General features: G+C 61.5%; 11 protein-coding genes. 2 read left to right on the top strand and 9 right to left on the bottom strand.

Annotation, left to right across the window (positions count from 1 at the left end; all coding sequences use genetic code 11):
• Window positions 1-527 precede the first annotated feature (527 nt).
• Window positions 528-1,109, top strand: coding sequence for an RNA polymerase sigma factor (locus EH199_RS17115; RefSeq protein ID WP_083276964.1), 582 nt, complete (start codon window positions 528-530; stop codon window positions 1,107-1,109).
• A gap of 421 nt (window positions 1,110-1,530) precedes the next feature.
• Window positions 1,531-1,827, top strand: a complete 297-nt coding sequence (locus tag EH199_RS17110) for an AraC family transcriptional regulator (RefSeq protein WP_070156739.1) — start codon at window positions 1,531-1,533, stop codon at window positions 1,825-1,827.
• Between the two features lie 222 nt (window positions 1,828-2,049).
• On the opposite strand, the gene EH199_RS17105 is transcribed toward EH199_RS17110, so the two are convergent.
• The 9 genes from EH199_RS17105 to EH199_RS17065 form a co-directional block, all read right to left on the bottom strand.
• On the bottom strand, window positions 2,050-2,433 hold the full coding sequence (locus EH199_RS17105; protein ID WP_070156717.1) for a hypothetical protein: 384 nt from the start codon (window positions 2,431-2,433) through the stop codon (window positions 2,050-2,052).
• Between the two features lie 106 nt (window positions 2,434-2,539).
• A complete protein-coding gene (locus EH199_RS17100) occupies window positions 2,540-3,880 on the bottom strand; it encodes an ImmA/IrrE family metallo-endopeptidase (protein ID WP_070156718.1) in 1,341 nt (446 codons plus the stop codon).
• Window positions 3,859-4,299 carry a hypothetical protein gene (locus EH199_RS17095; protein WP_070156719.1) on the bottom strand — a complete coding sequence of 147 codons (441 nt, stop codon included), beginning with the start codon at window positions 4,297-4,299 and terminating at the stop codon, window positions 3,859-3,861. Before EH199_RS17095 ends, EH199_RS17100 begins: the two co-directional genes overlap by 22 nt.
• Entirely contained in the window at window positions 4,296-5,222 is a 927-nt protein-coding gene (locus EH199_RS17090) for a HEPN domain-containing protein (protein ID WP_070156740.1), read from the bottom strand. The genes EH199_RS17095 and EH199_RS17090 overlap by 4 nt, the downstream gene beginning before the upstream one ends.
• A gap of 19 nt (window positions 5,223-5,241) precedes the next feature.
• The gene (locus tag EH199_RS17085) at window positions 5,242-5,694 is read right to left on the bottom strand and encodes a type II toxin-antitoxin system VapC family toxin (RefSeq protein ID WP_070156720.1); all 453 of its coding nucleotides are present in this window, start codon (window positions 5,692-5,694) and stop codon (window positions 5,242-5,244) included.
• Complete coding sequence (locus tag EH199_RS17080) at window positions 5,691-5,987, bottom strand: type II toxin-antitoxin system Phd/YefM family antitoxin (protein WP_124810439.1); 297 nt, start codon at window positions 5,985-5,987, stop codon at window positions 5,691-5,693. The genes EH199_RS17085 and EH199_RS17080 overlap by 4 nt, the downstream gene beginning before the upstream one ends.
• 175 nt (window positions 5,988-6,162) lie before the next feature.
• A complete protein-coding gene (gene cueR, locus EH199_RS17075; protein ID WP_070156722.1) occupies window positions 6,163-6,552 on the bottom strand; it encodes a Cu(I)-responsive transcriptional regulator in 390 nt (129 codons plus the stop codon).
• 2 nt (window positions 6,553-6,554) lie between these two features.
• A complete protein-coding gene (locus EH199_RS17070) occupies window positions 6,555-8,906 on the bottom strand; it encodes a heavy metal translocating P-type ATPase (RefSeq protein ID WP_083276966.1) in 2,352 nt (783 codons plus the stop codon).
• Between the two features lie 253 nt (window positions 8,907-9,159).
• Window positions 9,160-9,720: an RES family NAD+ phosphorylase gene (locus EH199_RS17065; protein ID WP_070156723.1), complete on the bottom strand. Its 561-nt coding sequence runs from the start codon at window positions 9,718-9,720 to the stop codon at window positions 9,160-9,162.
• Window positions 9,721-9,726 lie beyond the last annotated feature (6 nt).

Here is a 9,726-nt window from a genome sequence, read left to right as displayed (position 1 = left end):
CCGCCCCAAAATCCAGAAAGGACAAATCACCCGCTTGACCCTGCTCGTCGCAGGCAGCACATCAACCACGCCCACCCGGGTCACTTCTCAATGAAAATCCCGGGTCACTTCTCAGTGCAACTCAACAGGCCGGCAGATGGCGCAACGTGCGATGTGGTCACACAGGCGATCCCGCCGCGATCCGCCAAATCATGTTAACCAAAATACTTCGGATTGTGTGAACTATGCATAAGATAACTATCCCATTTTTTATTTGATAATTGTAAATATATCTTAAACTGGAATTGTATATGTTTAGATATGTAAATATCATTTAATCGCATCTTCTTTTGTGTTCCTGACGAGGAGGGCTGCTATTATCTGGCCGGGAAGGGTGACATTCCGTGATCCACTCGTGGCGGAAATGGCGAGATACTGGCAAAAATGGGCGATCGAACACCGATCATTTACTTCGTTGCTGCACAGCTTCTCAATGAATTCACGTCGGATCCCTGGACGAGCGGGCTACCGCTAGAGCCCTGACGGCAATGACTGACGAAACAGAATCATCTCGACCTCAACAGGCAAGCGAATTTGACGCTTCCCTCGAGACCGATAGTGAAGGCCCGGCTCACAGGCTACTAGCCCTGCTTGAGAGCGAGTATGACTCGCTGCTGAGGCGTCTCTCAGCGCATCTGCGCTCTCCGGAGGCGGCCGCGGAAGCGCTCCACGATGTCTACGTTAAACTGAGGTCTGAGCCCAGCATCGGCGATCTGCGCAGCCCGCGCTCGTATCTCTACCGGATGGCCGTAAATCTCGCGATCAACCGGCGTCGTAGCGAGTGGCGCACCGTGAACTTGGATGTGGCCGAGCTTTCCGAATTTCCCGATAGCACACCGGACCAGGAAGCTGCTGTCCTTGCTGCAGATGAGATGGACCGGGCTCTCGAGGCGCTTCACTCTCTTCCCCTTAAGCGGCAGGCGATTTTTTTGGCCCGATGGCGTGACGAAAAGCAGCAGAACGAGATCGCCGCTGATTTCGGTTTGCACAAGCGCTCTGTTCAAAAGGAGCTGGTTCGCGCCGAAACCTATCTTCGCAAGATCCTGCGTCGGCCCAAGGGGCAATCTTAACAGCGCCGTATCCCAATCCTGGTCCTGGTCCTGCTCCTGCTCGATCATGGGGCGTCTGCAATTTGGGTCGGAAGAAAGTTGGCCGCCTTTGGTTCCCCTCATGTGTCCCATCAAATGGGAATAGTAGGGCCTCCCCCTTCGAGAACCCGACGGCTCGGTCCGTCGTGCCTCGCGGTGGCGGCCGATAGGGTAGGGCGCTGAAGTTCCCGGCGTCAGAAGTCTACCCTGCAACCCATTGGGGGTCGCGATGGCGGCTTTTGGAAGTGCGGGCGCCGGGCCGATGCCCTGCGCAGGACAGGTGCAGACCCGGGCGCATGCTGGACCGGCTAAACGGCCGGGATATAATGACGGACGGGGCTTTGGCTCAATCAGTAGCCAGCCGAGCCTGGCACCATGGCAGGTTGGTCTCGCCATGCGGGCTATGTGCGAAGACATCAGTAACCCGATTTCCATCTCCGAGGTCGCGTCACGTTGCAGATTATCGCTCTACTACTTCGTGCGCGCGTTCACAAATACAGTGGGGATAGCGCCCTATGCATGGTTCGTACAGCAGCGTATCGTCTGCGCAAAGCACCTCCTGGCCAATACCGCGCTGCCGCTGGCGCAGGTCGCTCTCGAATGCGGATTCTCCGACCAGGCTCACTTCACCAAGGCGTTTGCCAAGGCGTCCGGCCTCACGCCTGCAAAGTGGCGTCGTTGTCAAATCTGCGCAACCTGACATCACGCCGGGTTCGCATGAATTGTTGAGCACCTGCGACACGAAAAATAAAGGAGTTGATCGCCCGGTGTCCTGATGCCCGGCCTCCGCATCCGTTCTCTGACTAGCCATCGAGATCGGGACCTTGGATTAGTCACCGGACCATATTCGTGAATGCGCGGAAGGTGATGATCCTATAGATGTCGACGTCCATTCCTATCTTTGGATGTCGGATGATATTGCCTATTCCCTTTGTTCACCGTCCGCTTGCCGGGCAGCGGCACGGCGCTTTACGAAGGCGAGCAGGGCGGGGTCGTGCTCAGGCCGGTTCCAGCGCGCAGAATCGCGCAGAACAATCACATCTTCAAGATGCGTGAGGAACGTGTAGACCTTGTTGACGACCTCGATCATCAGGGCTTTCATCTCTGCGTCTGATATTCTCGACACCTCCGGCCAGGGAATTTCGCCGTAAGGCGTGACTACCATCACGTCGCTATAGTCTTCGGTAACACTCTCCGGCACCTTTCCGGCATGAAACTCCTCGAGACATGTGTTGCGGACGCATTGCTCGACAAGGGCGAGTGCGATACGTCGGGCGGCCGCATCCGGTATTGCATCCTCATTCATGAAGCCTCCTCGCCAAGGCATACTGTTAAGCGGTATTTCCGGCGCCACACAACCGAACTGATCTCCTCGACACCCGTTCGACCCGGATTAATGAAGCTCCGAGGCTTCAGACAATCGCCGTCATGAAATCCTCTTCGGGCCAGTCCCGCTCGATCCGGCCGTGATTCTTGAGGAGCGTGTTCACGACCATCGGTGACACCTGGAAATGCTCCGCCACGTCCTGCTGATTTTCGTCCGAATAGTCGCCGCGCAGCATCTCCTCGACGACGTCGAAGGGCGCGAGGAATTCGGCTGCGAACGATCGCTGGGCCTTTTGCCGATAGGTGTAGGCATGCGTTGCTGCATGCAGTGCGCCCTCGCGGTTCATCAGCCTATCCCCGAGCACGCGCGCCAGAGCGAAGCGCCGACCGACCTCCCGCTTTCCCGGCAGAACGATGAGCGATTTGTCTCCTGCGGCGTCGTCGAGAGCATAGGGGAGGGCGGCAGGCCCGCGCGGATGCTCGGTCAAGGCGTCAGGGGTCGTGCCGGCAAGTGCCGCCAGCAGCCGATCATCAATGATATCGGCCCCGAGCCGTTCCTGCTGGCGGAGCGCATCAGCGACGTTTGTCCCGAGCTTCCAGGCGGGCACTTCCGGGTCCTTGACAACGCGATACTGGGCGTCGAGCACCACCGCGTCCCTGGCAGAACCACGATGACCGAGGGTCTGGGCAATTTCTTCCAGCCGGCGCGCGGTTAGGAGATCCTCGCTCTCGTGCGGCAACCGGGCACGCTCAGCCGCGACTTCCCGGACAGCATCTTCACCCAGACGTTCGGCATCGCCGATCAGCACCTCCACCGCGTCGTCGTCGAACGCGTCGGGATCGCGTCCCATCAGCGCCTCGAGACGTCGGCGCCTGGCAATCTCCGGGTCCGCCCGCTCCGCAATGACATCCCGCCAGAGCCGGTCGAGATTGGTTTCCCCAACGCCTTGCTCGTGCAAGCGACCAATGATCCTTGGCAGAAATTCGTCGAGGGCTGCCTCGAAAAGTGTCGAGGGGACGATTGTCGGAAATGCGCCCACATATCGGAATGGCTTCGCGTCAGGCTCCGCGGAGGCGTGGGAAATTAACATGGTGCGCACGCCATCCGACCAGATCTCGATGTTCGGCCAGAGATACCCTTCGCCGATCGAGTTCATCTTGTGGGCGAGCGACCAGTCCGGTGATGCCGAGCGGGGTTCCCAGCGCAGGCGCCACCAATTCCATGCCAGCCATTCCGCCACATGATAACCGGAGACCAGCGGTCCCTGCCGGAAGCCGTTCAGGAAAGAGTCGAAGCCCTCCGTCAGCGACTGGCGAGCCGTGCGCATGGTAAACAGGCCGAAGGCAGCCCGCTCTTCGCGGCTTCCCTCGTCGAGGCGCTCAGGCGCAAGTCCAAATTCCAATCCTACCGGCACCGCCGCTTCCATTCCTTCAAAATGTAGGCGCGCATGTCGCGCTCGTCATCGCCAAGCCTGTATCCGTGATAGTCCGTCTCTAGCTCCGGTCGTGTTTTAGCTTCGTAAACCTCATTAGCCTCATCGACGGCCCAAATATACTTTGGAACGCTGCCGTCGCCGAATTGACTGACCATGCCGAGCATGATCCCCTGCTGCATCAGGGACGAGGCTTCCGCCAGAAGAACCGCTCGCAGCGCGTCGCAGGGCGATTTGGAGGGGCGGGGATTGTGCGACGGATGAAAACCATAATCCCCGGGTCGCAGCTTATGATTTGCCGATCCGACATAACGGAGGCGTGCACACAGAGCCTTGCGGTCTTCCACTTTCAGAAATTCTTCGTCGGCAAACCGTCGATCAGGACGGTTTCCCTCGCGCTTCCGGATGCTCATGGTTGGGATCCTAACGCCGCGTGGAGTTCCGCGAGTTTCTCCTGGCAGAGTTCGTTGACGATCGTGCCAAGGATCTCGACGCGCTCGGAGAGATAGGCGAACTCCTCGTCAGTCATCCTGAAATGGTCGGAATGCCGGGCCTTCACATAGGCGTCCTTGAGTTTGAGAAAACGCGCCTCGAGCTTGCGCTTGTCGCGCGGCCACGCCTCGACAAGGCGAGGCGACAGCCGCTCCGCCTGCTGCCGCAGGAATTTCAGGTTGTGACTGTATGGGGTGTAAAATGTGAAGACGAGAAGGACGCAATAATAGAGCCGCTCGCAGGCCTGCTGGAGATTGTAGGCCGCGTCGGGAAATTGCTTTGTGTCGTAACAGAACTGGAAAATTCTACGAGACGACACGGCTAACTCGAACCACTGGTCGTAATAGCCTTTGGCCATGTCATAGGCTTGCTGCGGCGTCTTGGGCTTGGGTTTGTGCAGTTCGCTATCGTCGGCCTGGTAGAGCGCGATGCCGTCGCGGGCGATGTCCATGAAGAAATAGCGGCCGTGCGCCAGCCCGTCATTCACTTCCTGCAGTGTGTGAATGATGAAATTGACCGGCGTCCGCAGCCGGTTGAGGATCATGGTCTCGATGTTGAGACGTTCTTCAGCCTTGTCCCAATATTCGAGCCGGTCGGTCAGTTCCTTCTGGTTGACGATGATAAGCAGATCGAAATCCGATCGGTAGCCGCGCTCGGTGTGGGGTTCATGCACCCAGCGGCCCGTTGCATAGGAACCGTAAAGAATGATCTTGAGGATGCGGCCGAGCTTGCGAGCACCGGTTGGGTTGCCATGGGCATCGTCGAACTCCTCGAACAGGATCTGAATGACCCGATCAAGCTCGTGTCGCTTGCTGGCCGGAAGATGGTCGATGTCCGTTTTCATTGCCTCGGTGCCATTCAACTTATGTGACGGAGAAATCAGCGGGCCCGTCTTCCCAGGGGTTGAAGAGCGCCGCTCCGCTGTTTCGTGTGTCCTTGACGTTACGGGTGACCAGAAAAAGGTCGTTTTCGATCGCGGTCGCGGCGAGCAGCGTGTCCACGACGGGAGGCGATTGACCAACGCGGCGCTTCACCTCGCCGGAAATGACGCCCCACCGAAAGACCACAGCATCCTCGACGGACAACAACCGGCCGCTGAACCGATCGGCGAGGGCGGCGCGCGCGGCGAGATAGCGGGAACGGTCCGGACTTTCCGGGTCCAGATTGTGGATGCCCTTGTCGATCTCCGCGAGAGTGAGCACGCTCAGATACATGCTATGCTCGGTCTGGCTCGCTGCCCAGGCCTTCACACTCGGAGCCCCATTCGGACTGGCCAGGGCCGACACGACATGGGTATCCAACAGCCAGCCCTTCACAGAAGAATATCCCGTCCCCGGTCCATTTCGCGCTCCAGATCGAGACCGTCGAGCCCGAGGCCTTCGAGGAAGGGTACGAAGGCGGGCTTGCTGCCGTCCGTGGGCAGGAGCCGTTCGAGCTCTTCCACGCTGATGACCGCAACAGTCTCGCGCCCTCGCACGGTGACTCGCTGGGGGCCTTCGCTTTGAGCGCGTCGGACAACCTCGCTGAAGCGCGCCTTGGCGTCCTCGAGTTTCCAGGTGCCGCGTTGTCCGTCCTTGGCTTCCGGGTCCTTTCGGATTGCCGTGCCCATTCGCATTCTCCTGACTAGCTAGTCAGATATAGGACTTGGGACGGAGTTTGGCAACGCGAAACTGAGCGCGTGACGCAAATTGAAGCGCCAGTCCACGGTCGGCCTGGGCGTGCCGCCGTGAGCGTGCTTCTGAGCGAGCCGCGCGTGTCGGCTTCAGGCCGCGTCAACTCCCGGGCTATGTGCGGGCGAGACGCTCGATGATCGGGCATTCCGGTCGAACATCGCCATGACAGGCCTCAGCCAGCGTCACCAACGCCGTCCTCATTGCCTGAAGCTTTGCGGCCTTTCGGCCCAGCTCCTCGGCGCGCGCCATGGCCAGTGCCTTGACGTCGCCGCTCGATCGCCCACGATCCTGCCACAAGCCGAGGAGCGAGCGGATCTCCTCGATCGGGAAGCCAAGGTCGCGGGCATTGGCAATGAAGCGGAGGCGATGCACGTCCGCGTCCGAATAGTCGCGATAACCGCTGCGCCGCCGGGCCGGCGGCGGGACGAGACCGATCTTCTCATAATGCCGGATCATTCGCTGCGACACCCCGCTCGCCTGTGACGCCTGGCCGATGTTCATGGCTAGCTCCCGTCGAGCCTCACGGCACTCAGCCGCAGCGCATTGGCGACCAAGGTGAAAGAGGACAGGGCCATGGCGGCGCCAGCGAACATCGGCGAGAGCAGGATGCCGGCGACCGGGTAGAGCACGCCCGCCGCGACCGGAACGCCGATGCCGTTGAAGAGGAAGGAGAAGAAAAGGTTCTGGCGGATATTGGACATGGTCGCCCGGGCGAGCCGGCGCGCCCGTACCATCGCCGCCAGATCGCCCGCGGTCAGGGTCAGTCGGGCGCTTTCGATGGCGACGTCGGTGCCCGTTCCCATCGCGATCCCCACATCTGCGGCGGCCAGCGCCGGCGCGTCGTTGATGCCGTCACCCGCCATGGCGACGCGCGCGCCTTTTGTCTTCAGTTCGGTGATGATCCGCGCCTTGTCGTCGGGCCTGAGATCGGCATGAACCTCGTCGATGCCGCCAATTGCGTTCGCGACCGCCTCGGCCGTGCCGCGACTGTCGCCGGTCAGCATGACGATGTGCAGTCCTTCGGCTTGAAGCGCGGCGAGGGCCTCGCGCGTCGAGGCCTTGATCGGATCGGCGACCGCGATCAGGCCTGCGGCACGCCCGCCGACGGCAACGAACATCACGCCGGCTGCATTGGCCCGATGGCGTTCGGCGGCTGGGGCGAGCAATGTGCTGTCGGCACCGATCCGCTCCATCTGCGCGGCATTGCCGACGGCGATCGTGCGGCCTCCGACAGTCCCGCTGATCCCCATCCCGGTTTGCGATTCGAAATTGCGGACCTCGCTGAGCGTGAGCCCCCGATCGCTCGCGCCCGCGATGATCGCGAGAGCCAGCGGATGCTCGGACCGTTCCTCCAGCGCGGCGGTCAGTGCCAGCAGCTCGTCCGCCGTGAACCCCTGGGTCGGTTCGACTGCCATCAGCTTCGGCTTGCCCTCGGTCAGCGTGCCGGTCTTGTCGATCACCAGCGTATCGACGCCATCGAGCGCCTGCAGAGCCTCGGCGTTCTTGACCAACACCCCGGCTTGCGCTCCGCGTCCGGTGCCAACCATGATCGACATCGGCGTGGCGAGTCCCAGCGCGCAGGGACAGGCGATGATGAGGACGGCGATGGCGTTGAGCAGCGCGTGGCCGAAGCGCGGCTCCGGCCCGACCAGATTCCAGATGATGAAGGTCGCGATCGCCACCAGCACCACCGCCGGCACGAACCAGCCGGCTATGCGGTCGGCGACTGCCTGAATCGGCGCGCGGCTGCGTTGCGCCTCTGCCACCATCGCGACGATGCGGGCCAACATGGTGTCCGAGCCGATCGCTTGTGCTTCCATGACCAGGCTGCCGGTGCCGTTGACTGTGCCGCCCGTGACCGCCGCGCCGGGAAACTTGAACACCGGCGCCGGCTCGCCGGTGAGCATCGATTCATCGACCGGCGAGTGGCCGTCGCTCACGACGCCGTCGACCGGGATCGCCTCGCCGGGGCGCACGCGCAGGCGGTCGCCTCTCGCAATGTCTGCCAACGGCACTTCGCTTTCGGCGCCGTCGGGGCTGATGCGCCGTGCCGTCTTGGGCGCGAGTTTGAGCAATGCACGGATGGCGCGTCCCGTGGAGGCCCGTGCGCGCAACTCCAGCACCTGGCCGAGCAGGACGAGCGCAACGACGACGCCCGCAGCCTCATAATAGACTGGAACCATATCGCCATGCGTGCGGAGAGCGGCCGGGAAGAGGCCGGGGGCGACTGTAGCGATCAGACTGTAGAGGAACGCTGCCCCCACGCCGATCGCGATCAGCGTGAACATATTATAGTGGCGGCTCTTCAGCGAGGCCCATCCGCGTTCGAAAAACGGCCATCCGGCCCACAGCACGATCGGCGCGGTGAGGGCGAGCTGCACCCAGGGGGACCAACGCATGGGCACGAGGTGCAACCCCACCATCTCGCCACCCATGGAAAGCAGCAGCAGCGGCACCGCGAGGATCCCACTCACCCAGAGGCGGCGGGTAAAGTCGACCAGTTCGGGGTTCGGCCCCTCGTCGGCGCCAGGCTCAGCGGGCTCCAGCGCCATGCCGCAGATCGGGCAGGAGCCGGGGGCATCGCGACGGATCTCCGGATGCATCGGGCAGGTCCAGATCCTGGATGCCGATGCCACAGGAGCGGATGCCGATTGCGGCGCCAGATATTTTGCGGGATCGGCGATGAACTTCGCCCGGCAGTTGGCGCTGCAGAAGTGATAGGAAGCGCCATTGTGCTCGGCATGTTGGTGCGTCTTCCCAGGATCGACGCTCATTCCGCAGACGGGATCCTTGGTTTCGCCCGCGGGTTTGCCGTGCGAGAAGCTATGGCCGCTATGGCCATGATGATCATGCATCGCCTTGCTCCTTTACGGCTGTAGATAAGGTCTGACATCATGTCACGGTCAAGTCCCTGGATATCGCGATGGAGTTGCGCTTTCAGGACAGGGCGGGGAGGCTGTGCATAATGTCGCGGCATCTCGCCCGCGAGATTGAGCGTTTTGTCCGCAATTTTCGCGGATTGAGTTATTGGCCCGGTCGGAGACGGCCAGACATCGGCCTTCGACAGTCCGCTGCGCTATTCAGAACCGCTGAAAAACATCGAGTGATCTACGGTTCCACATAGTCCTTCCCAAAGTGCGCGGCGAGTGATGTCGCCTCGGACGGCGAGATGCTGACGTTGCTGACCTCCGAGATGGCGATGGCGGTTGCGGCACGCTCGAACAGGGCAACGCAAGGCTGATTGTCGAGCCGGGATGTATAAAGAATCCCGTCCGCCGTGGTCGTTTGATGGATGTGCCGGCTGGCAGCCCAGGTCTTGCCATAGGCGTCGCCGTGCAGGTCGGTGAAGGACAGGCCATGAACCGATATGCCGCCATCGAGGAGTGGATAGAGCCTGAGCGCTCGTGTGGTGACGATTTCACTGCGAGCGCGAGCCTGGACCGCACTGGACAGGATGTAGGGTATCGCAGGCCGTCGGACGAGCGTTTCGCCAAAAGCCGTTACCAGCGTGCGGGCGGTGTGGAGTACCTTGTAGCTGCCATCGGGGGCGTCGAAGCGGCCTTCGGGTTTAGGCCCGAACGGCCCGAAGAAAAGCGGATCATGGGCAGCACGATGAATCCGGTGCATATGCACGCCCGCACCGACGCGTCGCAACATGGTGGCGGCCATTCCTGG

Source organism: Novosphingobium sp. LASN5T, from assembly GCF_003856955.1.
GTDB lineage: Bacteria > Pseudomonadota > Alphaproteobacteria > Sphingomonadales > Sphingomonadaceae > Novosphingobium.
Note: the sequence above shows the minus strand (reverse complement) of the source record. Positions and strands in the feature narration are given on the sequence as shown.